The following is a 23,623-nucleotide window of genomic DNA, read 5'->3' on the forward strand; positions in this document are numbered from 1 at the left end:
TTTGTTCTCCCGCTTAGTCGATCTGCATGGCAAGGGCGATGGCGTTGCGCACATCGCCGGCGCGGGCCTGGCGCCAGCGGCCGCTGACGTAGCCATCCGGGCGGACCAGGTACAGCGTGCCGTCGACGGCGTCCAGCGCGCGCCGCACGGCATCCTGTGGATCGGCCAGCCGTCCCGCTGCGGGTGCCGTGCCCGCAATCAGGTGGCAATCCAGTTCGAGGCCGCTGTCGCAAAGCTGGCGCAGCCCGGGCACCGCGTCGTCCAGATCCTGGCCGGCGCCGGCGAAACAAAACGCTGTGAAGCCTTTGCCGATGCAGCGGACCAGCGAAGCCGGCGTGCCGTGCGGGCCGACCAGCGGCATGTCAGGCAGCGTGGCGCCCGGCGCCGGACCGGCCTTGAAGGCAGGGTCGTCCGTCACGGCAATGGGCGAGTCGGCAAAGACCGCCGGACTGGTCTGGCGCGGGTTGATCAGCGAGCGCAGTTCCGCGTGCGCCGCCGATAGCCCCAGCACGGCTTCACGCATCAAGGCAAAGGCAGGCGAGGGCGGGGCCATGAACTCCGTGCTCTTCGCGCCGAAGCGCATGTTCTCGCGCGCCGCCGCCACGCGCTCCGTGGAGTAGGAAGTCAGCAAGCCGGGGGAGGCCTTGCCGCGCACGGCAAGCGCGAGCTTCCAGGCGAGGTTGAAGGCATCGTCGAAGCCGCTGTTCAGGCCGCGCACGCCAAAGATGGGCACCAGGTGCGCGGCGTCGCCGGCAAAGAGCGCGCGGCCGTGCACGTAGCTATCCAGCGTGAGGCACTTCGCGTTGTAGATCGAGATCCACAGCGGCTCCCAAGGCGCGGTCACGCCCATCATCTTGAGGTGGCTCGCTACGCGAGGCAGCACATTCTCCGGCTTGACGGCCTGCTCCGCATCCTCGTGCTCGCCGACCTGGTAGTCGATGCGCCACACCTGGTCTGGCTGCTGGTGCAGCAAGATGGTGGAGCCGGGGTTGGACGGCGGATCGAACCATGCCAGCCGCTCGACCTCACGCGGGGCGTCGATAGCGATATCCACGATGACGTAGCGGCCCTCGTACTGCATGCCGCGCAACGACAAGCCTAGCGCATCGCGCACGGCGCTGCGGCCGCCGTCGGCTGCCACCAGCCAGTCCGCGCGCACCGTGTAGGCACGGTCGCCCGCGGCTACCGCCAGCGTCACGCCGTTGCTGTCTTGCGTGACGGCGGTAACGCGGTTCTGCCAGCGGATTTCGATCAGGTCCGGGTAGCGCGCGATGGCGTCGAGCAGGTATTGCTCGATGTAGTACTGCTGGATATTGACCATGGGCGCAAAGGCCTGCCCGGGCTCATGCGGCATGGTGAAGTGCAGCACCTCCTCGTTGCGGTAGTAGCTGCGGCCGCCCGTCCAGGCGAGGCCTTTGTCCAGGACCGGGGCGGCAACCCCGAGCGCGTCGAGGATTTCGAGTGAGCGCCGGGAGATGCAGATGGCCCGGCTGCCTTCACAGGTGCCGTCGTCCGCTTCCAGCACCACGCTGGGAATGCCGTGGCGGGCCAGGGCCAGCGCGACCGCCAGCCCGACTGGCCCGCCGCCGGCGATGACGACCTGGCGCGGGGCATCCATGCCGCCGGGGTGCAGCACCGGCAAGGATGCGGCGTGGACTTCGCGCTGGTACATGTCTTGTCTCCTGGTTGTGTGCGCAACCAGTTCAAGATAGTCCAATTTGGTTGCGTGCGCAACCAGATTGCCGTGCTCCGATCAGAATTCCACCATCGCAAAGTCTTCCTTGCCAACGTCGCACAGCGGGCAGCGCCAGTCGTCGGGGATGTCTTCCCAGCGGGTGCCGGGCGCGATGCCGTCTTCCGGCAGGCCCGCGGCTTCGTCATAGACCCAGCCACAGATGATGCACACCCATTGCTTGAACGCATCGGTGGCGGCGGATGCGGCCTTTGCCGCGATGGGGGCCTCCGGCTGCGCGGCGGCCTTCTCTTGTTCCGGCTCGTCCAGGCTGAAGACAAGCGGCGCCGCCGTGGCTTCGCTGCCGGGCGCCAGGCGCGCCTGCAGCAGGGCAAGCAGCGCCTGCGCCTCTTCCGTGGCCAGGTCGATCCAGTACGGATCGCCCGCGCCGTCGTTCAGGCGCTTCGGGGAAAACTGGATCTCTACTGCGGTGCCTTTCTTGTACATGCGATCAGGGGGCGGAGTATCGGGGTAGCGGGGTTTTTGGTGTTTGTGCAGGGTAAGGATTAGACAGGAAAAAGCACGCTGGTGAGCCATTGCTCGAAATCGGCTACCACGTCGGCGGTCAGCTCATGGCCAATGGGGTAGCGCCGCGACCGATGCGGCACGCCCAGCGCGTCCAGCCACTGGTCCGCGCGCTCGGCCCACGCGACGGGCAGCTTGTTGTCGAGTTCGCCGTGCGCGATAAAGGCCGATAGCCCGGCAAGCGCCTCGGGCGGGGCGAGGTGCGGCTCGATCTCCGGCAGGATGCGCCCGCTCAGCACCGCAAAGCCGGCCACGTCGGCTGGCGCGCTCAGGCCCACGCTGGCGCTGAGGATGCCGCCCTGGCTGAAGCCGGCGATCACCGTGCGCGCGGGCAGGGCGCCATCCTGCGCATGGAGGGCACGGACGAAGGCAATCAGCTGCTGCCGGCTGCGCTCCGCCTGGGCTGCGTTGATGGCGGGCGCGCCACCGGCGAAGCTGACCTCGAAAAAGCCATGCTGGCCGGGACCGAAGGTGAGCGGGCCTTGCACCAGCACCACTTCCACGCGCGGGTCGATACGCATGGCCACCGGCGCGAGGCTGGTCTCGTTGCTGCCTACGCCGTGCAGCAGCAGGAGCCGCGCCGCAGGCGCTGCGGCCGCAGCCTCTGACGCCTTTCGCAAGCGATAGCGCAGGCCGGTCGCCGGGTCTTCGGCCAGCGGGCCGATTTCATTGCGGGTGGTGTTCATATCGTCTCGCGTGGCTGTGAGCAAGGGATCAGGGAAGGGATCAGGCAGGGGATTACGCCGCAATGGGCTGCGCGGCTAGCGGCCGGAATTGGCCGAGCACATACGATTCCATCGACAAGATCCCGTAGGTGATGCCGCCGTCGATCACCGCCATCGGCTCGCCCACCCCGGCCGCGCCGATGGCCACCAGCAGCGGCAGGAAGTGCTCGTCGGTCGGGTGCGCGCGCTCCGCGTGCGGGGCCAGACGGCGGTAATCGATCAGTGGCTGCAGGTCGCCGGTGCGCATGGCGCTGCGCACCGCCTCGCGCACCCACTGCGTGAATGCCGCCACGTAAGGGGCATCGCCGCCGCCATGGCCGCGGAATTCATGGAGGTTGTGCGTCATGCTGCCGGAGGCGACGATCAGCACGCCCTGCTCGCGCAGCGGCGCCAGCGCACGGCCCAGCGCCAGCGCGCCGGCCGGGTCCAGCGGCTGCGGCAGCGACACCTGGAACACCGGCACCTGCGCATCGGGATACAGGTGGCGGATCGGCACCCAGGCACCGTGATCCAGGCCGCGCCGCGGATCCAGCCCGGCGTTGAACCCGGCCTGCGCCAGCAGCGCCACCGTGCGCTCGGCCAACGCCGGATGCCCGGCCGCCGGGTAGCGGATCTCGTACAGGGCACGCGGGAAGCCGCCGAAATCGTGGATGGTCTCGGGCTGCGTGCTTGCCGTCACGCGCACGCCGCCGCGTGTTTCCCAGTGGGGCGAGACCACCAGCACCGCCTTGGGCACCGGCAGCGCGCGCCCCAGCGCGGTGAGCTGCGGGCCGGCCAGGCCAGGCTCGATGGCGAAGGTGGGCGCGCCATGGGAGACAAAGAGGACGGGCAGTGCGGTAGACATCTCGGAATCTCCGGTCGCCACGGCAAAACCCGCGGCGTGCAACGACATAGGAATCTTGCTAGTTTATTGATTCATGTCGCGGCAATAAACTGCCATTCGTGTGATATATAGTCCCGATTATCGAGACAATAAACCGGAGCCCAGGCAACCCCGTGGACCGTGCCCTGGAAATGACCGTATTCACCGCCGTGGTCGACGCCGGCAGCTTTGTCGGCGCGGTCGAGGGCCTGCGCATGTCCAAGGCCGCCGTCTCGCGCCATGTGGATGCACTGGAACAGCGCCTGGGCGTGCGCCTGCTGCAGCGCACCACGCGCCGGCTGTCGCTGACCGAGGAGGGGCGCATTTTCTACCAGCGCGCGCGCGAAGTGCTGGCGGCGCTGGATGATGCCGAATCCGAGATCACGTCCCGCACGCAGGAGCCCAGCGGGCTGATCCGCATCAACGTGCCGCTCACGTTTGGCATCCTTCACCTCGCGCCGCTCTGGAGCGCTTTCATGGCGGCGTATCCGCAGGTTGATCTCGATATCACCCTCAATGACCGCGTGGTGGACCTGGTCGACGAAGGCTACGACCTTGCCGTGCGCATTGGCGACATGCCAAGCTCCGCACTGATCAGCCGCAAACTGGTCGCAACCCGCATGGTGCTATGCGCGTCGCCTGGCTATTTGGCGCAGCACGGCGTGCCAACCCATCCGCATGAACTGGCCGCGCACCGCGTGCTGGCCTACACCAACTGGTCCGGGCGCGACGAATGGCAGTTCGATGGCCCGCACGGCAAGGTCAGCGTGAGCACCCGCGCCCGCGTGTACGCCAACAATGGCGACACGTGCCGCGCCATTGCGCTGGCGCATGGCGGCATCATGCTGCAGCCGAGCTTCATGCTCCAGGACGACTTGCGGCGCGGTGACCTGGTTGAACTGATGCCCGAGTTCCGCGCGATCGAGATCGGCGTCTACGCCGTGTATCCGACGCGCAAGCAGCTGCCGCTCAAGGTGCGCCGGCTGGTGGATTTCCTGGTGGAGGCGTTTCGGGATGTGTCTTGGGGCTAGGGGGCACCCATCGCCTTCAGAGTCCCTTGGGCAACAGCGCCGCCAGCGATTCGCGCATGGCTCGCGCAATCAGTTGCTGCCGCTCGCGCGGCATGCGGGCCAGCGTGGAGGCCACGCTGATGCCCGCCACCGGTTCGCCGTCCGTGCTGTGCACCGCCATGCCCACGGCCAGCACGCCGCTGGTGGCGTGATTGCCGATCACGGACCAGCCGCGCTCGCGTGTGGCGCGCACCAGGATGTTCATGCGCTCGGGCGTCATGCCGCCATAGTGGCCGAGGGCCGCGGCATTGGCGGCGATGGATCGCGCCACGTCGTCTTGCGGCAAGGCCGCCAGCAAGGCCAGCCCGGCAGCGCCGACGCCCAGCGGCTGGCGCGTGCCGACCTGGATCACGAGGATCTGCACCGGATGCGTCCCGACATGGCGCGCGATGCAGTGCGAGATCGCGCCTTCGCGCACGACGGCGAACGCGGCATCCCCGCAAGCGGCACTCACGCGCGCCAGCACTGGCTGTAGCCGCGCCGCCAGGCCATCGGTGGCGTGCGGCTGCGCAAGCGCCGCCAGGCGCGGTCCCGCCACGTAGCGAAAGCGCCCGCGCTGCGCCACATAGCCGCTTTCCATCAAGGTAGCCAGCAGCCGGTAGACGGTGGCGCGCTCCAGCGCCGCGATGCGGCACAGGTCGACCACGCGCAGGCCTTCGCGCCCGCTGGCCAGCACCGCATCCAGCAATTGCAGGCCGCGCCGCAGCGTGCGGCTGCCGCCGTCTTCGGCGGCTTCGGTGGCATCGGCGGCGCCGGGAAGGGGGCTGAGGATTGCCTTGCTCTTGGTGGAAACGTCCGGCAGGCGGACGTTTTGATTGGCGGAGCGGGCAGGCATGGGGAAGAATTTCTCGGTCGATGGAAGCCACCCGCAGTATGCCGCAGCGCGGCCAGAAGGGGGCCAGCGACGGCATTGCACTGCCAAAACAGGAGACAAACCATGACCTTGCATCATGCATCGCGCCGGCGCCTGCTGGCGTTCGCGGCGGCCTTAAGCCTGGCGGGCGGCCTCGCGCTGCCGCTTCATGCCCAGCCCACTGCCTGGCCCACCAAGCCCATCAAGCTCGTGGTCGGCTACGCCGCCGGCGGCGCCACGGACGTGATCGCGCGCATCATCGCGCTCAAGCTGGGCGAACAGCTGGGCCAGCCGATGGTGGTGGACAACCGGGCGGGCGCCAACAGTAACGTGGGCGCCGAAGTGGTGGCCAAGTCCGTGCCCGATGGCTATACGCTCTACGTCTACACCATCGCCAACACCATCAACGCGTCGCTGTACGACAAGCTTGGCTACGACCCGCAAAAGGACTTCGAGCCCATCGGGCTGATCGCCAGGATTCCCAACATCCTGGTGGTGAACCCCAAGCTGCCGGTGAAAACCCTGGCCGACTACATCCGCTTTGCCAAGGCGTCGCAGGACGGCATCACCTTTGCCTCGTCGGGCAGCGGCTCGTCCATCCACCTGTCGGGCGAGATGTTCAAGATGCAGGCGCGGCTGAACATGCTGCACATCCCGTATCGGGGCAGCGCGCCGGCGGTGACCGACCTGCTGGGCGGGCAGGTCCAGTCGATGTTCGACAACACGCCTTCTGCGCTGCCGCACGTGAAGGCGGGGCGGCTGCGCGCCATTGCCATCACCAGCGCCCAGCGCTCGCCGCTGCTGCCCGAGGTGCCGACCGTTGCCGAGTCGGGCTTTCCCGGCTTTGACGTGCAATCGTGGTTCAGCCTGGCCGCGCCCGCCGGCACGCCGCGGCCGGTGATCGAGCGCCTGAACTCGGCCCTCAACAAGGTGCTGGCCGCGCCCGACGTGCGCCAGCGCTTGCAGGATCTGGCGGCCACCCCCGAGCCCGGCTCGCCAGAGCAGTTGCGCCGCCTGATCGCGGCGGAAACCAAGCGCTGGCACGACGTGGTGAAACAGTCTGGCGCCAAGGCCGAATAAGAAACAAGGAGCGTTGCCTACCATGTACCCGATCGATTTCTTCTGGCGTGCCGCGGCGCGCTGGCCTGGCAACATTGCGATCGACGCCCCCGAAGGCGCGATCCGCTACGACGCGCTGGCCGCCCAGGTGGCCGCGCTGGCCACGGCGCTCAATGCGCTCGACAACACCCTGCAGAGCCGCGTGGGCATTTGCGCGAAGAACAGCGCCGAGCACATCGTCGCGCTCCTGGCGGTGCTGGCCTGCGGCAAGGTCTGGGTGCCGCTGAACCCCAAGAGCACCCAGCCGGAGATCCGCCGCATCATCGATGCCACCGAGCCCTCCATCCTGGTGCTCGATACGGCCTGCGCCGGCCTGCTGGAGGGCGCGGCCGGCGCGCGCATCTATAGTGGCTCGCCGCCGCCCGGGGAGGTGTCGGTGGCCGCGTTGATCGCGCAGCATGCCGGCGCATCGCGCCCGGCCTTTGCGCTGCCGGAGGATGCCACGCAGGCGATCAAGTTCACCGGCGGCACCACCGGCTTGCCCAAGGGCGTGATGCAGCCGTACCGCGCCTGGATGACCAACGTCGCCAACCAGATCCACGCCTGGGGCTTTGATGAGCAAGAACGCTATATCGTGGCCGCGCCGATCACGCATGGCACGTCCACCTACCTGTTGCCCATCCTGGCGCAAGGCGGCTGCCACGTGGTGCTGGCCGAGGCCGGCGCCGAGGCGGTGCGCACGGCGTTTCGCGAGCGCGGCGGCACCGTGTGCTTCATGCCGCCAACGCTGGTCTACATGCTGATGGCGCTGCCCGGCGCCGCGCGCGCGGACTTCCCCTGCCTGCGCCGCCTGATCTACGGCGGCGCGCCCATGCCGCCCGAGAAGATCCGCGAGGTGCGCGCTTTTTTTGGCCCCGTGCTGGGCACCACCTACGGGCAGACCGAGGCGCCGCAGAGCCTGACCGTGATGCGCCCCGCGGATTTCGAGGACGAGCGCAACTGGGCCGCCGTGGGCCTGCCCACCTGGTTCAGCGACGTGGCCATCATGTCCCCGGACGGCCGCCTGCTGCCCCCGGGCGAGGTCGGCGAGGTGGTGGCGCGCGGCGACCTGGTGATGAGCGGCTACTGGCGCCTGCCGGAGAAATCCGCCGAGACGCTGGTGGACGGCTGGCTGCACACGGGTGACCGCGGCCTGATCGACGAGCGCGGCTACCTGTACCTCAAGGACCGGCTCAAGGACATGGTCATCACCGGCGGCTTCAACGTCTATCCGGTGGACGTGGAGAACGCGCTGGGCCAGCACCCGGCGGTGCATGAATGCACGGTGTTCGGCGTGCCCGACGAAAAATGGGGCGAGGCGGTGCAGGCCGCCGTGCAGTTGCGCCCCGGCCAGCATGCCACCGAAGGCGAACTGATTGCCTTTGTGCGCGAGCGCCTGGGCCCCGTGCAAACGCCCAAGCGTATCCACTTCCATGCGAGCCTGCCGCGCTCCGCCGTGGGCAAGGTGCTCAAGACCGCGGTGCGCGAACGCGCCATCGCCCCTTCGGCCCCATCGGCCCCGACCCCTGCCAACGAATCCACTGCGAACCCATCATGACTTCCTCCGCTTCCTCCACGCCCGTCACCCGCCTTTGCACCCATACCCTTACCAGCCTGCATTACCGCGACGCGGACCTGGTCGAGGACCTGATGGGCAAGAAGACCTTCACCGAGGTCATGCTCATGCAGATCCTGGGCCGTGCGCCGCGCCCGGTGGACCTGCGCATCACCGACGTGGTGCTGATCGTGCTGATGGAGCACGGCCTCACGCCCAGCGCCATCGCCACGCGGCTGATCTACATGAGCGCGCCCGAAAACCTGCAGGGCGCCGTATCCGCTGGCCTGCTGGCCGTGGGCAGCTCCTTCGTGGGCACCATGGAGAACTGCGCGCAGCTGCTCGACCGCATCGGCGCGGCCGCCGATCCCGATGCCGAGGCCATGGCGATCGCACGCCACTACAAGTCCATCAAGAGCCATGTGCCCGGCTTTGGCCATCACCTGCACAAGCCGGTGGACCCGCGCGCCTACAAGCTGCTGGAAATGGGCCGCGCCGAGCCCGACCTGGCCGGCGACAAGATCCGCGCGCTGGAGCGCCTGTCCAGCGCGGTGGATGCCGTGGCCGGCCGTCCCATTACCATCAACGCCACCGGCGCCGTGGCTGCCTTGCTGGGTGAGCTGGGCGTGCCCACGGCCGTGATGCGCGGCTTTGCCGTGATTTCGCGCGCCGCCGGGCTGGTGGCGCATATCGTGGAGGAGCAGCAAAGCCCCTCGGGCCGCTTTATCTGGGACACCATCGAGCACGCGATCCCCTATGTGGGCGAAGGTGGGCAGCAGCCGGGGGAGGGGGCGTGACATGACCAAGCCATCGAACGCTGGCGACAGCGCGGCGGCGGCTCGCCCGCCCGCGTTGCCGCTCGATCTTTCGGGCCGCACGGTGTTTGTCGCCGGCGCAGGCTCCGCGGGGCCGGGCTGGAGCATCGGCCGCGCGGCCAGCGTGACCTACGCGCGCCTGGGCGCGCAGGTCTGCGTGGTGGACCGCGACGCGGCCTCGGCCGGGGAAACCACGGCGCTGATCCGGGCCGAAGGCGGCATCGCCGAAACCTTCACGGGCGATGTGTCCGTGGAGGCCGAAGTGGTGCGGCTCTTTGCCGCAGCGCGCGAGCGCTTCGGCATGGTGGACGTGCTGCATCACAACGTGGGCATTGGCAAGACCGGTGGCCCGATGGAAACCACCGCGGACGACCTGGACCGCATCCACGCCGTCAACGTGCGCAGCCTGCTGCTGGCCAGCCAGCAGGTGCTGCCCGACATGGTGGCGCGCGGGCGCGGCGCCATCATCGCCATCTCGTCGGTGGCGGGCATGCGCTACGTGGGCTACCCGCACCTGGCCTACAGCGTGACCAAGGCCGCCGTGACGCAGTTCACGCGCATGCTGGCGCAGCAATACGCGCCACATGGTGTGCGCGCCAACACCGTGGTGCCGGGGCTGATCGACACGCCGCGCATCGCCACCACGGTGGCAAAGATGTTCTCCGGCACCAGCCTGGACGAGGCGCGCCGTGCGCGCGCCGCGCAAGTGCCGATGGGCCGCATGGGCAGCGCATGGGACGTGGCCCACGCCTGCGCCTTCCTCGCCTCCGATGCGGCGGCCTATGTCACCGGCACGGAGCTGGTGGTGGATGGCGGCATCACCGGGAAATTCGTGTGACACGCAATCCGTCGCCCCGTGTGCAGTAGTTGCTTAAAAGAAGGGATGACCGGCTAGCCATGTCCGCAGCGCGGATATTCGCGCTATGCCATTGCGCGAGGGACTAAAGAGCCACTCAAGCTTGCCGATATGTAGTCATCGGCATGAAGAATGCCGGCATTCCTTGCCGGCACGAGCCGATGTCTTCCTCCCGAAGCCGACGCTCGATCGGTTGCCACGACAAGCGAAAGTCAGGCATCCGTGCAGGCGGCGTTGCCACGCACCCGCCTGCCGGTCTCTCGCTTGCCTATCCGGGATGGCTCTGGCCGATGACCTCTTGCAATCCTCCTTTCTTTTTCCAGGACGACGGACAAACATGCGTTTCAGTGACATGAAAATATCGACCCGCCTTACTGCCGGATTCGGCATTCTGGTTCTGTTGATCGCCTTCATGGGCGGCACATCGATCATCAAGATTCATATGGTGGAAGGTGCATTGCACACCGTCTTGAGCGATTACTACAGGAAAATCGCCGAACTCAATGAGATCAAGGGAAACCTGAACCAGGTCGCGCGCTCGCTGCGCAATATGGTGATCATGACGGTGGCGGCGGATATCGAGAAGGAACGTGAGCAGACCGCCGCCACGCAAAAGACCATTGCCGCCCAATGGGCCCGGCTAGAGGCCAAGATCGTCTCTGACAAGGGGCGGGCCGAGCTGGCCAAGGTGAACGCGGCGCGCGGTGCGTACGGTGCATTGCAGGACAAGTTCCTTGGGCTGGTGGCGGCAGGCAATGCCGACGAGGCCAGGAACATGCTGCTGGGCGAGCTGCGCCCGGGCCAGCTGGCCTATTTCGCCGCCGTGGAAGGCCTGATCCAGCATCAGGACAATCGCATGGAAGAATCCACGAGCGAGGCCATCGACGCCGTCGAGCGCATGAAGACCACGATCTGGGCTTCGGGTGCCGTCGCGCTGCTGGTCGCCGTTTGCATGGCCACATGGATCATCCGCGCCATTACCCGGCCAATCAATCAGGCCGTGCGGGTGTCGGCGGCCGTGGCCGCGGGCGACCTGAGCCTGCAGTTCGATGCCAGCGGCAATAGTGAAACCGCCAGGCTGATGCGCGCGCTGAAGGACATGCAGGCCAACCTGGTGCGCGTGATCGCCCACGTGCGTGAGAACGCCGAGGGCGTTGCCAGCGCAAGTCAGCAGATTGCCGATGGCAACCGCGACCTGTCCGGCCGTACCGAGGAACAGGCCAGCGCGCTGGAGCAGACCGCGGCCTCGATGGAGGAGCTCAGCTCCACGGTCAGGCAGAACGCCGACAACGCGCTGCAGGCCAATCAGTTCGCCATTGGCGCCACCACGGTGGCGCGCAAGGGCGGCGACGTGGTCGGGCAGGTGGTGGGCACCATGAAGGAGATCAACGATAGCTCGCGCAAGATCGCCGACATCATCGGCGTGATCGACAGCATCGCGTTCCAGACCAACATCCTGGCGCTGAACGCCGCCGTGGAGGCCGCGCGCGCCGGTGAGCAGGGGCGGGGCTTTGCCGTGGTGGCGGGCGAGGTGCGCAACCTCGCGCAGCGCAGCGCCGAGGCGGCCAAGGAGATCAAGACGCTGATCACTGCCAGCGTGGAGCGCGTGGAGCAGGGCACGGCCATGGTGGATCATGCCGGCGCGACCATGACGGAGATCGTGACGGCGATCAAGCGCGTGACCGACATCATGGGCGAGATCAGCGCAGCCAGCACGGAGCAGAGCGCGGGCGTGGCGCAGATCGAAACCGCCATGAGCCAGATGGACCAGGCCACCCAGCAGAACGCCGCGCTGGTGGAGCAAAGCTCGGCAGCGGCGGAAAGCCTGCATGCGCGGGCACGGCAACTGGTGCAGGCGGTGGCCGTGTTCAAGCTCCATCAGGAGCGTGGCGGGCATGGCGCGCCATCCGGCCTGACCGCGGCCTGAGCGGGGGCTGAACGGGGCCTGATTGGCCAAGGACCAGTAAAATAGCCGGCCAGGGTGGGTTTTCAAAGGCGGCAGGTGGCACAACGACAACAGGGTTTTCTTCTGACTCGGCACTGGCGGGATACGGCCGCCGGGACAGAAGTCGAGTTCTGGCTGGCGACCGACAGTGGCCCCCGGCATATCCGCCTGGCGCATCAGCCCTCGGTGGCATTTATCCCGGCTGAGCAGCGCGAGACCGCCGAGGCGGTCTTGCGCTGCGAGCGCAATGTGGCGTTGCGCGAACTCCCGCTCGCGGATTTCCATCGCCGCCCGGTGCTGGGCCTGTACTGCCAGCATTACCGCCAGCTCACCAAGCTGGAAAAACTGCTGAAGGAAGCCGGCGTCAGCGTCTACGAGGCCGACATCCGCCCCCCGGAGCGCTACCTGATGGAGCGCTTCATCACCGCGCCTGTCTGGTTTGCCGGCGAGGCCAACGTGGCCCACGGCGGGGGTCCCCTGCTCAACAGCCAGATGAAGCCAGGGCCAGCCTATCGGCCAACGCTGAAGCTGGTGTCGCTGGACATCGAGACCACCGCCCACGGTGACCTGTACTCGATCGCGCTCGAAGGCTGCGGCCAGCGCCAGGTGTATATGCTCGGCCCGCCCAACGGCGACGACAGTGCGGTCGACTTTGACCTGGAGTACTGCGCCAGCCACCCGCTGATGCTGCAAAAGCTGAACCAATGGCTTGCCCAGCACGATCCCGATGCCATCATCGGCTGGAACGTGGTGCAGTTCGACCTGCGCGTGCTGCAAAAGCATGCGGATCGCTATCAGGTCCCGCTGCTGTTCGGCCGGGGAGGCAATGTGCTGGAGTGGCGCGAGCACGGCTTCAAGGACAACCATTTCTTTGCCTGCGCCGCCGGTCGCCTGATCATCGATGGTATCGAAGCGCTGCGCTCCGCTACCTGGAACTTCCCGTCCTTCAGCCTGGAGAACGTGGCGCAGGCGCTGCTAGGCGAGGGCAAGTCCATCGATAACCCGTATCAGCGGATGGCGGAGATCGACCGCCGCTTTGCCGAGGACAAGCCCGCGCTGGCCCGCTACAACCTCAAGGACTGCGAGCTGGTGACCCGGATCTTCGCCAAGACCGAGTTGCTGACCTTCTTGCTGGAGCGGGCCGCTGTCACCGGCTTGCCCGCGGACCGCAGCGGCGGCAGCGTGGCCGCCTTCACCCACCTGTACATGCCGCTGATGCATCGCCAGGGCTATGTCGCCCCGAACCTGGGCGAGGTGCCGGAGGGTGCCAGCCCCGGCGGCTTTGTCATGGATTCGCAGCCCGGGTTGTACGATTCGGTACTGGTGCTGGACTACAAGAGCCTGTACCCGTCCATCATCCGCACCTTCCTGATCGATCCGCTCGGGCTGGTGGAGGGGCTGCGGGATCCGTCCGACGAAAGCTCGGTGCCGGGATTTCGCGGCGCGCGCTTCTCGCGCACCCGGCATTGCCTGCCGGCCATCGTCAAGCAGATCTGGCAAGGCCGGGAAGCGGCCAAGCGCGAAGGCAACAAGCCCTTGTCGCAGGCCCTGAAGATCATCATGAATGCGTTCTACGGGGTGCTAGGGTCCAGCGTCTGCCGCTTTTTCGACCCGCGCCTGGCGTCGTCGATCACCATGCGCGGCCACGAGATCATGCACCGCACGCGCGAGCTGATCGAGGCGCAGGGCTACCAGGTGATCTATGGCGATACCGATTCGACCTTTGTCTGGCTGAAGCAGCCGCATGCCGAGGAAGACGCCGACAGGATTGGCCGCATGCTTGTCCAGCAGGTGAACCAGTGGTGGCGGCAGCATCTGCAACAAGAGTACGGCCTGGACAGCGCGCTGGAGCTGCAGTACGAGACCCACTACCGCCGCTTCCTGATGCCCACCGTGCGCGGCGCAGAGCAGGGCAGCAAGAAGCGCTACGCGGGGCTGGTCGCCAGGGCGGACGGCAGTGAGGAGATGGTCTACAAGGGCCTGGAGACGGTACGCACGGACTGGACGCCGCTGGCCCAGCAGTTCCAGCAAGCGCTTTATCAACGCGTGTTCAAGAAGCAGCCGTACAGGGAATACGTGCAGGACTACGTCCGCCGCACCATGAGCGGCGAGTTCGACGCGCAACTGGTCTACCGCAAACGCTTGCGCCGCACGCTCGAAGACTATCAGCGCAACGTGCCGCCGCACGTGCGCGCGGCACGCATCGCGGACGAGTTCAACCGCAAGGAAGGGCGTCCGCTGCAATACCAGGACGGCGGCTGGATCAGCTATGTGATGACAGTGGCCGGCCCCGAGCCGCTGGAAACCCGGCGCTCGCCCATCGACTACGACCACTATCTCACGCGCCAGCTGCAGCCGGTGGCCGACGCCATCCTGCCCTTCCTGGGCGATGCGTTCGAGACGCTGGTGACGGGGCAGAAGGCCTTGTTTTGACGGGGGCTCAGGCGTTGGCGTTTATCCAGCGCTGAGTCAACGTTAGAGGTTCGCGAGCTTCAAGGGATGCAGGAATTGGCGTCGACGGCATAGACGGCATAGTCACGCAGTTTCTTTTGCTTTTACATTAGGACCGCGTGCCCATGTCCGGTCGCTTCCACGGCAGTGTGGACTGCCGTGGAAGCAGGCGCCGCTATCTCTGCGAGGTGTCGCGCCGGCGTATTGGCAAGGTGCTGCTATTTCTTGGATTCGTATGCCATCCGCACCGCCAGACCTGTCAGAACGCTTCCCATCAGCCAACGCTGCACCAATAGCCACTGCGGGCGTCCTGACAGGAAGGTGGAGATCGATCCGGCCGTCACGATGATCAGTGCATTCACAGCGAGGCTGATCGAAATCTGAACGCCGCCGAGCGCCAGCGACTGGGTAAGAACACTGCCATGTCCTTCCGTAATGAATTGGGGCAGCAGAGACAGATACATGACGGCGATTTTTGGATTCGCCAGGTTGGTGATAAACCCCATGCTGAAGAGCTTCCTTGGGGTATCGACCGGCAGGTCGCGCACTGCAAACGCGGACCGTCCGCCCGGTTTGACCGCTTGCCAGGCAAGATAGAGAAGGTACAAAGCGCCGCCAATGCGAAGCGTGTCGTATGCGTAAGGTACCGCAAATACGAAAGCCGTAATTCCGAATGCCGCGCACAGCATGTAGAACACAAAGCCCAGAGCAACGCCGCCCAATGAAATGAGGCCTGCGCGTCTGCCTTGGCAAATGGAGCGGGAAATCAGATAAATCATGTTCGGCCCCGGCGTTAAAACCATTCCCAAGGCCACAAGAGCGAACATCAGCAAGTGTGCAAAATCAGGCATAACCCATCTCCAAGGATAGTAGGTAATGCCCAGGCGCGCGGCGGCTAGCAACCTCACGCTCCCCGATAGTGCCCTATCTGTATGCGCCAGTCACATGAGTGCAGAAATCATAGCACAGGAGAAAATGCTTTAGGCCACGGGAAGAATCATTGGCAACGCGGGGGATACGCTCCTTCAGCTTGCGGATAGGTTTTGGCCCAGCCGTGCTGCTTCTATCGCGGCGATGTCGATCTTTTTCATGGTCATCATCGCGTCAAACGCGCGCCTGGCCACAGCAGGATCAGGGTCGGATATTGCCGCGGTGAGGGCGCGCGGGGTGATCTGCCATGACAAGCCCCAGCGGTCCTTGCACCAGCCGCATGCGCTTTCCTGGCCGCCATTGCCGATGATTGCGTTCCATAAGCGGTCGGTTTCGGCCTGGTCGTCCGTCGCGATTTGAAAAGAGAATGCCTCGTTGTGCTTGAAATACGGGCCGCCGTTCAGGCCAAGGCAGGGGATGCCGGCGACGGTGAATTCAACCGTCAGGACATCGCCCTGCTTGCCGCCAGGATAGTCGCCCGGTGCGCGGTGGACGGCGCCGACTGCGCTGTCGGGGAACGTCTGCGCATAGAAGTTCGCGGCGTCAACGGCGCCACCTTCGTACCACAGGCAGATCGTGTTCTTGCTGGTCATTTCGCATCTCCTGATAAGTTGGCCACCTGCATCCGCGCAGCAGCCGCAGTGACGTCGTGCGTGACTATCTTGTGTGGGTTGCGTGATCTTCGAACGCCGAGACGATGCCGTCAATCATTGCCGTGATGCGCGCGGTATGCCGAAGGTCTTGATGCGTGACGAGCCAGATTTCGTAGACCGCCCCACGTGCGGGTTCCGGCCATATCTGCACGAGGCCGTCGTGTTCAGCCAGATGTATCGGAAGTTCACCGATGCCGAGTCCGGCCTTTACCGCGGTGCGCAGCATGAGGCTGGAATTGAAGGTCGATACGATGCGCCCCGCGTGTATCGGTTCGCCAGCAAGCGTCGGTGATCGATTCCCGGTCCAGTTTCCTTGATAGACGACAAGATCGTGGCCCGCGAAGGCGGAGCCAGCGGCGGGCTTGCCGTGCTGCTCGAGATAAGCACGCGATGCAAAGAGTCCCATGGGCCAGCGAGCCAGGCGCCGTGCGACAAGATCGGGATTTTCCGGCCTGACCGACCGGACTGCGATATCCGCTTCGCGCCTGGCCAGGTTTAGCATGCGCGTCGACGTATCCAGCAGGACGCGCACTTCGGGATGCGCAGCATGCAGGCGTTCGATGGCGGGAAGCAGGAATTGGAGCGCGATCAAGTCGGTGCTGGTGACTCTTACGTCCCCCGCAAGCCGTGTATCCGTGCCTTGAGTTCGTCTGACGAGTTCGTGTGCGGCGTGTTCCATTTTCTCCGCCGATCTCAGCGCGGCCTCGCCTGCGGCGGTCAACGCGTAACCGTCAGAGGTGCGCAGGAAGAGCGTTGCACGTAGGGCGTGTTCTAGCGCCGCGATCCGTCTGCCGACCGTCGCCTGATCAAGGTTGAGCGTCCTGGCCGCGCCACGGAGCGTCTTTTCGCGCTCCACCGCGAGAAACACTCGCGCGTCATCCCAGTTCATCGTGCCGCCCTCCTGATGCAAATTTGCATCTGTCACCATGAATAATGCTGCACATATTCATCAGCGTCGAGGCCTAGACTGAACGCAAGAGTTCCTCGTTCAATGATCCGCCCGGATCCATCGAGCCTCATCTTTAGAAAGAGTGATATCCATGTCTGCTTCAGCTTATCGTGTGCCGTCGTCCATGACAGCCATTGAGATCAAACAGCCCGGCGGTCCTGAGGTCCTGGTGCCGGCTACGCGCGCGGTGCCGATGCCGGCCGCCGATCAGGTTCTGGTCCGCATCCACGCAGCTGCCGTGAACGGTCCCGATGTTTTCCAGCGCAAAGGGCTCTATGATCCGCCCCCCGGTGCTTCCGACATTCCGGGGCTGGAAGTGGCAGGTCAGGTGGTTGCCGTTGGCTCCGACGTATCGCAATTCCGGATCGGCGAACTGGTGTGTGCATTGATTCCCGGTGGTGGTTACGCAGAATATGCGGTCGCGCACGCCTGCAACACGATGCATATCCCCAAAGGCCTGACGTTGGTGGAAGCCGGGGCCATGCCCGAAACGTTGATGACGGTATGGCTGAACCTGTTCCAGCGCGGCAAGCTGGTTGCCGGCGAATCGGTGTTGATCCATGGCGGCGCGTCAGGTATCGGTACCACGGCGACCATGCTGGCGAAGGCATTCGGCGCTGCGAAAATCGTCACGACAGTTGGCTCGCAGGCGCACCGGGAGGCCAGCCTGGCGCTAGGCGCAGACCTCGCAATAGATTACCGCGAGGAAGATTTCGTCGCCGCGGCGAAGCGGTTTACCGATGGAAGAGGGGTCGACGTGATCCTCGACATCATTGCCGGCGACTACGTGGCTAGAAACTATGACGCCGCAGCCATGGACGGACGGATCCTCCAGGTGGGCGTGATCAAGGGGCCGGCGAAGGATCTCAACATCGTGCCGATGTTGACGAAACGTCTGACGCATATGGGCTCGACATTGCGATCGCGCACGTCCGCGGACAAGGCGGCCATCATCCATGAACTAGAGCGGCAGGTCTGGCCGCACATCGAGAGCGGCAAGATCAAGCCGGTTGTCTACAAGACCTTTGCGCTTGCCGACGCTCGCGGCGCTCACGAACTGATCGATTCCGGCGCACACTTTGGAAAGATTGTCCTTACGACAGGCGCCGATCTCATTGGCTGAACATGGATCAAACTGCCGGCAGCCACACCGAGGCAGGATGCCGGGCACCGAAGTCCTGAAGTTCGACATCAGGCCAGGCGGCTGGCCTCGATGCGCGGGAACACCCGCGCCAGCGTGGCCCCGCGCGCGGCCATGAACAGCAGCAGCGCCGCCCATAGGCCATCGTTGCCGAACGGGCCGGCCAGCGTCAGCGCCGCCACCATGAACGCCGCGAACGACAAGGCCATCGAGTGCATCAGGTCGCGCGTGCTGGTGGCACCGATAAACACGCCATCGAGCAGGAAGCCCCACACGGAAACCAGCGGCAGGGCGACCGCCCACGGCAGGTAGCGCACCGCTGCGTCGTGGACCGTGCGCTGGTCGGTCAGGCAGGCGATGATCCATTCTCCGGCGCCGGCATATACCAGGGAGAAGCACAGCGCGCCCACCGCACCCCAGATCATCGTGACCCGGACCGCGCGGCGGAAGGCGTGCCGGTCCCGGGTGCCGATGGCGGCGCCCACCAGCGCCTCGGCCGCATGCGCGAAGCCATCGAGCGCATACGCCATGAAGGTCTGGAAGTTGAGCAGCAGCGCGTTGGCCGCCAGGATCACGTCGCCTTGCCGGGCGCCCGCATGGGCGAACCAGCCGAAGCTGGCCACCAGGCACAGCGTGCGGATGAAGATGTCGCGGTTGAGGGCGACCAGCCGTTTCAGTTCGTGCGCATCGGCGACCACCGCCCAGCGCAGGGGCGCCAAGCCGTGTGGGCGCAGCCGCCAGAGCAGGGCGGCGCCCAGCACGAAGCCGCATGCATCGGCGGTGGCCGTGGCGGCGCCGATCCCCGCGATGCCCCAGTCGAACACATAGACGTAGAGCAGCACCGCGGCAATGTTCACCGCGTTGATGAAGAGCTGGATGAGCAGGCCGAGCCGCACGTGCTGGCAGCCCAGCAGGTAGCCGAGCACCACGTAATTGCACAAGGCGAACGGCGCCGCCCAGATCCGCGCATGGCTGTAGACCCGCGCGTGGTGCTGGAGTGTGTCGCTGCCGCCGATCAGGCCAAGCGCGCCGTGGATCAAGGGCATCTGTACGGCCAGCACACCGAGCCCGATGACGGTGGCCAGCATCAGGGCGCGTACCAGCGTGGCGCGCAATGCCGCGCCGTCCTGGGCGCCGTAGGCTTGCGCAACGAGCCCGGTGGTACCCATGCGCAGGAACCCGAAGCCCCAGAACACAAAGCTGAAGAACAGGCCCCCGGCGGCTACGCCGCCCAGGTAGGCCGGGTCCGGCAGGTGGCCGGCAACCGCGGTATCGACCGCACCCAGGATCGGCTGGGTCAGGTTGGCCAGGATGATCGGGAATGCCAGCGCCAGCACGCGGCGGTGCCAGTGCGAAGCGGGGAGGGCCGGCGGCGCGCTGGAAACGCTGGCGCTGGCGGGTGACGCGGATGAAGCGGATGAAGCGGATGAGAGGGGACTGTCGGCGTCTGGCACGTTGTGCAGCTACAGCTGGGTGTTTGGGATCGAGCGTCATTATGGTCGATCCACAGCACCGCTGCCTCGCCAGGGATCAGACGCGGGCGACCTTGTTAGCGTTGCGTCTCGCCCGCCCCGATGCCGCCGTGGTCCCGCGACCATCGGGCCGGGTCGGCCAGGAAACGCTGCAGTTCGTCAATGCCGCGGCTGTCCACGTTGCCGCTGCCACGCGCGGCTTGCAGGATGTCCTGCCAGTTCGCGAGGGAGTGGATCTTGGCCTGCCAGGGGGCGAGGGTGCTTTCGGTGGGGAACGTGCCGTAGTCAAACACCACGAAGATATCCGTCACCACGGCGCCGGCTGCCGCCAGCGCCTCGCAGAAGATCCGCTTGGAGCGCGCGGCGGCCATCATGTCGTCCACCAGCAGCACGCGGTCGCCGGCGTTGACGGCCCCCTCGATCTGCGAGGCGGGCCCCAGCCCCTTGGCTTCCTTGCGCACATAGAGCAGCGGGAGCGCCAGGGCATCGGCCATCCAGGCGCCGAATGCGATGCCGCTCGATTCGGCGCCGACCACGGCATCGATGCCGCCGAGCCGGTTGCGTTCCCGCAGCAGGGTCAAGCCGCGCTGGATCAGCGCCTTGCGCAGCAGGGGAAACGAGATCAGCCGGCGACAGTCGATATAGACCGGACTGGCCCAGCCGGAGGGCAGCCGGAACGGCTCGTCCGTGCGGAATTTCACGCAGCCGGCATCCAGCAGGGCCTGGCCTACCGACAATGACAGGTCGGGTTGAGGGCGTAGTTGAGACATGCGGGGCTCCAATGCTTCAGTGCTTCAGTGCTTCAGTGTTTGTGCTCGGCCGCGGCTCAGAGGCTCGTGATGGTGTCGTCCAGCACCTGCACGCCAAGCAGGAAATCATCGATGTCCATGGCCTCGTCCGGGTTGTGCGAGCCGTGTTCGTTGCGCACGAAGAGCATGCCGGTGGGGATGCCGGCGTTGGCAAACAACGATGCGTCGTGCCCGGCGCCGCTTGGCACTTGCTCAACCGGGAGGTCACGTTGCCGGCATGCCTGCGTGAGCAGTTCACAGACCCTGCCGTCCATGGTGGCCGGGGCCGATTCGATGCGGCGGTCGAACTCGAACCGCACGCCGCGGTCGCGCGAGATGGCCTTGCATTCCGTGCGCAGCAGTTGATAGAAGCCTTCCAGCGTTTCCACGCTCTTGCTGCGCGCCTCGAAGCTGAAGTTCACCATGCCGGGGATGCGGGAGATCGCATGCGCCTGCGGGCAGGTGCTGACCACGCCGGTGGTGACGACCAGGTCGATGCCGCGCTCCAGCAGTACGCGCCAGTGCTCGTCCAGCCGCGTGATCAGCTCGGCCACGGCAAACATGGCGTCCTTGCGCAGCCACCGTGGCACCGCGCCGGAGTGGCCGGCCTCGCCGATGCACTGGATCCGGTTGTGCCGCACATTGCCGCGGATGCCGGGCACCACCGCCACCGGCAAGCCGCGCGCGACCATCACCGGGCCTTGCTCGATATGCAGTTCCAGGTAGGCATGGACCTTGGCTTTGTCCAGCAGCGGCGCCTGCGCGCGGATCGCCTCGACGTCGGCGCCGGCAGCTGCCATGCAGGCCGCCAGCGACGCGCCGGAATGCCGGTGCGCCAGCGCCAGGTCGTCGGCGCTGAGCTTGCCCAGCAGCGCGCCCGAACCCATGTACGCCTTGCCGAACCAGGCACTTTCCTCGCCCCGGAAGCCCACCACCTGCAGCGGCACGCGCGAGTGCCGGCCGGTGCGCTTTTGCCGGAGCTGGCAGAGCAGGCCAGCGACGATTCCCGCCAGCCCGTCGAAGTTGCCGCCTTGCGGGACGGAGTCCAGGTGGGAGCCGACCCACGTCGCAGCCGCGCCCGCGCCCGCGTCGGCTTGCGGCAGGCGGAAGACGAGATTGGCGGCGCGGTCGGCCTGCGCGTCCAGGCCGTGGCGCAGCGCGAAGTCCCGCAGGTAGGCGGCCGCCGCGGTCTCGCCCGCGCCGTAGCTGTCGCGGGTCACGCCAACGCCATCGGACGACAGTTCGCGTATGTCCTCGAAGAGCTGTTCGGCGACCGGCTTGAGTTCCAGAATTTCCATGACACGTTTGTGGATCGTTGCAGTGACGCGCCAGCGGCATGCGCTGGCGCGAGTGGCTTTTTGCCGAGGGCGCTCAGCCGGATTGCTGCGCGAAGCGCAGCCAGCGGTCGCTTAAGTGCGGGTCGAGCCGGACCTGGCCCACCAGGTCGCGCAGCGCCCCGGTGCCGGTTTCCTGGCAATAGTCCTGCAGCCCGTCGATGATCTTCTGCATGACGCCGGGGTCCCGGAAGGACGCCGTGCCGACCTGGACGGCGGCGGCGCCGGCGAGCATGAACTCGACGGCATCCTCGGCGTTCTGGATGCCGCCGCAGCCGATGATGGGGATGCGCACGGCGCGATAGCACTGGTGCACCAGCCGCAGGGCAATCGGCTTGATGGCCGGGCCGGACAGGCCGCCCATGACGTTACCCAGCTTGGGCTTGCGGGTACGCACGTCGATGGCCATGCCCAGCACCGTGTTGCCCATGACGATGGCGTCGGCGCCGGCGTCTTCCGCCGCCCGGGCCACGGCCGCGATCTGGCTGGCGTTGGGCGTGAGCTTGACCCAGACGGGGTGGCGCGTGCGCCGGCGGATGGCGCAGACCGCCTGGTAGGTGGTCTCGGGCAGCATCGCAAAGGCCATGCCGTCGGCTTCCAGGTTGGGGCACGAGATATTGGCCTCGATGGCGGCAACCTCGGGCAAGGACAGTTGCTCGCACGCCAGGGCGAACGCCTGCGCCGTATCGGCGGAGATCGACACCACCACCGGCGTGTTGTAGCGGGTGTAGGGCGGCAGCACGCATTCGCGGTAATAGTCGAGCCCCTTGCTCGGGATGCCGATGGCGTTCAGCATGCCGCCATAGGCCTCGGCTACCCGTGGCGTGGGGTTGCCGGCCCGGGACCTGGGGGAGACGCTCTTGATCACCAGCGCGCCAAGCTGGTTGAGGTCCAGCGCCTCGCGGTACTCGATGGCGAAGCAGCCGGAGGCGGGCATGACCGGGTTGCGCAGCGTCAAGTCGCCAACCCGAACGGTGAGATCAGCCAAACTCCACCTCCCCGACGACTTCACGAATGGAAAACACCGGGCCTTCCCGGCAGACCCGCAGGAATTGCTTGTCGCCATCGCAATCGAACAGCCGCACGCAGGACAGGCACACGCCCATGCCGCAGGCCATGCGCTGCTCCATGGCGACTTCGCCAATCACCTCGGGATGATCGGCCAGCACGCGCTGCAGCAGCATCAGCAGGCGGTGCGAGCCGCAGGTGTAGACCGCGTCCGGCCGCTGCTGCCCGAGCAGGCCGCGCATCAGGACTTCCATGGCCTCTACCGACGAGGAGCCATCCGCATCGAACACGCTATGCACCTGGGCGTTGGCCCCGCGCAGGAATTCGTGCGCCATCAGGTCGTCGCGGGTGCGGGCCGACATCACCGCGGTAATGGCGACGCCAGCTTCGGCCGCCTGCTGGATCAGCGGCGCCATGGTGGCCAGGCCCACGCCGCGCGCCACCACCAGGATCTGCCTGAAATCCGGCCTGAAGGTAAAGGTGTTGCCGAGCGGGCCGACGATCTCCATGTGGCCATCCACCGGCAGGCTGGCCATGGCGCGCGTGCCCACGCCGGTCACGTTGTAGAGGAACTCGATGCGGCCCGCTTGCGGCCCCGCGCCATAGACGCTCATGGGGCGCAGCAGGAACGGCTGCTCCGTGTCGGTGGTGGGGCAGCGCAGCTGGTAGAACTGCCCGGGCTTCGTGATCCTGGCAATGGGCGCATCGGCTTCCAGGCGGATGTGCTTGTAGCGCTGGTTGACCCACGAATGTTCGACCACGCGGCAGCGATAGGACGCTACCGTGGCGATGCTGTCCGGGCTGCACAAGGTTGCAGGCATGATGACTCCAGAGTCCTGACTAGTACGGTATGGGGCGATG

21 protein-coding genes and 1 riboswitch are annotated in these 23,623 nt (G+C 66.4%); of the genes, 8 read left to right on the plus strand and 13 right to left on the minus strand.

Annotated features, from left to right (window positions below; translation table 11 throughout):
* Window positions 1–13: 13 nt before the first annotated feature.
* From F7R26_RS08125 to F7R26_RS08140, 4 genes are all read right to left on the minus strand, one after another.
* Window positions 14–1,672, minus strand: coding sequence for an FAD-dependent oxidoreductase (locus F7R26_RS08125; RefSeq protein ID WP_150985797.1), 1,659 nt, complete (start codon window positions 1,670–1,672; stop codon window positions 14–16).
* Window positions 1,673–1,753: 81 nt separating this feature from the next.
* Window positions 1,754–2,179 carry a rubredoxin gene (locus F7R26_RS41415; protein ID WP_150985798.1) on the minus strand — a complete coding sequence of 142 codons (426 nt, stop codon included), beginning with the start codon at window positions 2,177–2,179 and terminating at the stop codon, window positions 1,754–1,756.
* Window positions 2,180–2,238: 59 nt separating this feature from the next.
* Entirely contained in the window at window positions 2,239–2,943 is a 705-nt protein-coding gene (locus F7R26_RS08135; protein ID WP_150985799.1) for an alpha/beta hydrolase, read from the minus strand.
* A gap of 52 nt (window positions 2,944–2,995) precedes the next feature.
* Window positions 2,996–3,826 (minus strand): dioxygenase family protein, encoded by an 831-nt coding sequence (locus F7R26_RS08140; protein WP_150985800.1) that lies wholly within the window; start codon window positions 3,824–3,826, stop codon window positions 2,996–2,998.
* Between the two features lie 152 nt (window positions 3,827–3,978).
* Between F7R26_RS08140 and F7R26_RS08145 the strand changes: the two genes are divergently transcribed.
* A complete protein-coding gene (locus F7R26_RS08145) occupies window positions 3,979–4,875 on the plus strand; it encodes a LysR family transcriptional regulator (protein ID WP_170301857.1) in 897 nt (298 codons plus the stop codon).
* Between the two features lie 16 nt (window positions 4,876–4,891).
* Here the strand turns inward: F7R26_RS08145 and F7R26_RS08150 are convergent, their stop codons facing one another.
* Complete coding sequence (locus tag F7R26_RS08150) at window positions 4,892–5,749, minus strand: IclR family transcriptional regulator (RefSeq protein WP_150985801.1); 858 nt, start codon at window positions 5,747–5,749, stop codon at window positions 4,892–4,894.
* 102 nt (window positions 5,750–5,851) lie between these two features.
* On the opposite strand from F7R26_RS08150, the gene F7R26_RS08155 reads away from it, so the two are divergent.
* The 6 genes from F7R26_RS08155 (at window position 5,852) to F7R26_RS08180 (ending at window position 14,469) form a co-directional block, all read left to right on the plus strand.
* A complete protein-coding gene (locus tag F7R26_RS08155; RefSeq protein WP_150985802.1) occupies window positions 5,852–6,847 on the plus strand; it encodes a tripartite tricarboxylate transporter substrate binding protein in 996 nt (331 codons plus the stop codon).
* Window positions 6,848–6,869: 22 nt separating this feature from the next.
* Window positions 6,870–8,423 (plus strand): class I adenylate-forming enzyme family protein, encoded by a 1,554-nt coding sequence (locus tag F7R26_RS08160; RefSeq protein ID WP_150985803.1) that lies wholly within the window; start codon window positions 6,870–6,872, stop codon window positions 8,421–8,423.
* On the plus strand, window positions 8,420–9,217 hold the full coding sequence (locus F7R26_RS08165) for a citryl-CoA lyase (protein WP_150985804.1): 798 nt from the start codon (window positions 8,420–8,422) through the stop codon (window positions 9,215–9,217). Before F7R26_RS08160 ends, F7R26_RS08165 begins: the two co-directional genes overlap by 4 nt.
* 1 nt (window position 9,218) lies before the next feature.
* Entirely contained in the window at window positions 9,219–10,073 is an 855-nt protein-coding gene (locus F7R26_RS08170; RefSeq protein ID WP_150985805.1) for an SDR family NAD(P)-dependent oxidoreductase, read from the plus strand.
* Between the two features lie 370 nt (window positions 10,074–10,443).
* Window positions 10,444–12,018, plus strand: coding sequence for a methyl-accepting chemotaxis protein (locus tag F7R26_RS41420; RefSeq protein WP_150985806.1), 1,575 nt, complete (start codon window positions 10,444–10,446; stop codon window positions 12,016–12,018).
* Window positions 12,019–12,093: 75 nt separating this feature from the next.
* Window positions 12,094–14,469, plus strand: a complete 2,376-nt coding sequence (locus F7R26_RS08180; RefSeq protein WP_150985807.1) for a DNA polymerase II — start codon at window positions 12,094–12,096, stop codon at window positions 14,467–14,469.
* A 236-nt stretch (window positions 14,470–14,705) separates the two neighbouring features.
* On the opposite strand, the gene F7R26_RS08185 is transcribed toward F7R26_RS08180, so the two are convergent.
* The 3 genes from F7R26_RS08185 to F7R26_RS08195 form a co-directional block, all read right to left on the minus strand.
* Window positions 14,706–15,338 carry a LysE family translocator gene (locus F7R26_RS08185; protein WP_150985808.1) on the minus strand — a complete coding sequence of 211 codons (633 nt, stop codon included), beginning with the start codon at window positions 15,336–15,338 and terminating at the stop codon, window positions 14,706–14,708.
* 20 nt (window positions 15,339–15,358) lie between these two features.
* Window positions 15,359–15,442: riboswitch (ZMP/ZTP riboswitch) on the minus strand.
* Window positions 15,443–15,512: 70 nt separating this feature from the next.
* Window positions 15,513–16,010: a VOC family protein gene (locus F7R26_RS08190; protein WP_150985809.1), complete on the minus strand. Its 498-nt coding sequence runs from the start codon at window positions 16,008–16,010 to the stop codon at window positions 15,513–15,515.
* A gap of 64 nt (window positions 16,011–16,074) precedes the next feature.
* Window positions 16,075–16,959, minus strand: a complete 885-nt coding sequence (locus F7R26_RS08195) for a LysR family transcriptional regulator (protein WP_150985919.1) — start codon at window positions 16,957–16,959, stop codon at window positions 16,075–16,077.
* Window positions 16,960–17,110: 151 nt separating this feature from the next.
* Here F7R26_RS08195 and F7R26_RS08200 point away from each other — a divergent pair, with 151 nt between their 5' ends.
* On the plus strand, window positions 17,111–18,142 hold the full coding sequence (locus F7R26_RS08200) for an NAD(P)H-quinone oxidoreductase (protein ID WP_170301858.1): 1,032 nt from the start codon (window positions 17,111–17,113) through the stop codon (window positions 18,140–18,142).
* 68 nt (window positions 18,143–18,210) lie between these two features.
* Here F7R26_RS08200 and F7R26_RS08205 read toward each other — a convergent pair whose 3' ends face one another.
* The 5 genes from F7R26_RS08205 to F7R26_RS08225 all read right to left on the minus strand — a co-directional run bounded on the left by F7R26_RS08205 (window position 18,211) and on the right by F7R26_RS08225 (window position 23,583).
* Complete coding sequence (locus F7R26_RS08205) at window positions 18,211–19,614, minus strand: MATE family efflux transporter (protein WP_150985811.1); 1,404 nt, start codon at window positions 19,612–19,614, stop codon at window positions 18,211–18,213.
* Window positions 19,615–19,709: 95 nt separating this feature from the next.
* Window positions 19,710–20,402 carry an orotate phosphoribosyltransferase gene (locus F7R26_RS08210; RefSeq protein WP_150985812.1) on the minus strand — a complete coding sequence of 231 codons (693 nt, stop codon included), beginning with the start codon at window positions 20,400–20,402 and terminating at the stop codon, window positions 19,710–19,712.
* A gap of 56 nt (window positions 20,403–20,458) precedes the next feature.
* A complete protein-coding gene (locus F7R26_RS08215; RefSeq protein WP_150985813.1) occupies window positions 20,459–21,718 on the minus strand; it encodes a hydantoinase/carbamoylase family amidase in 1,260 nt (419 codons plus the stop codon).
* A 73-nt stretch (window positions 21,719–21,791) separates the two neighbouring features.
* Window positions 21,792–22,742: a dihydroorotate dehydrogenase gene (locus F7R26_RS08220; protein ID WP_150985814.1), complete on the minus strand. Its 951-nt coding sequence runs from the start codon at window positions 22,740–22,742 to the stop codon at window positions 21,792–21,794.
* A complete protein-coding gene (locus tag F7R26_RS08225) occupies window positions 22,735–23,583 on the minus strand; it encodes a dihydroorotate dehydrogenase electron transfer subunit (RefSeq protein WP_150985815.1) in 849 nt (282 codons plus the stop codon). Before F7R26_RS08225 ends, F7R26_RS08220 begins: the two co-directional genes overlap by 8 nt.
* Between the last annotated feature and the right edge of the window lie 40 nt (window positions 23,584–23,623).

It is taken from the genome of Cupriavidus basilensis, from assembly GCF_008801925.2.
Classification (GTDB): Bacteria; Pseudomonadota; Gammaproteobacteria; order Burkholderiales; family Burkholderiaceae; genus Cupriavidus; species Cupriavidus basilensis.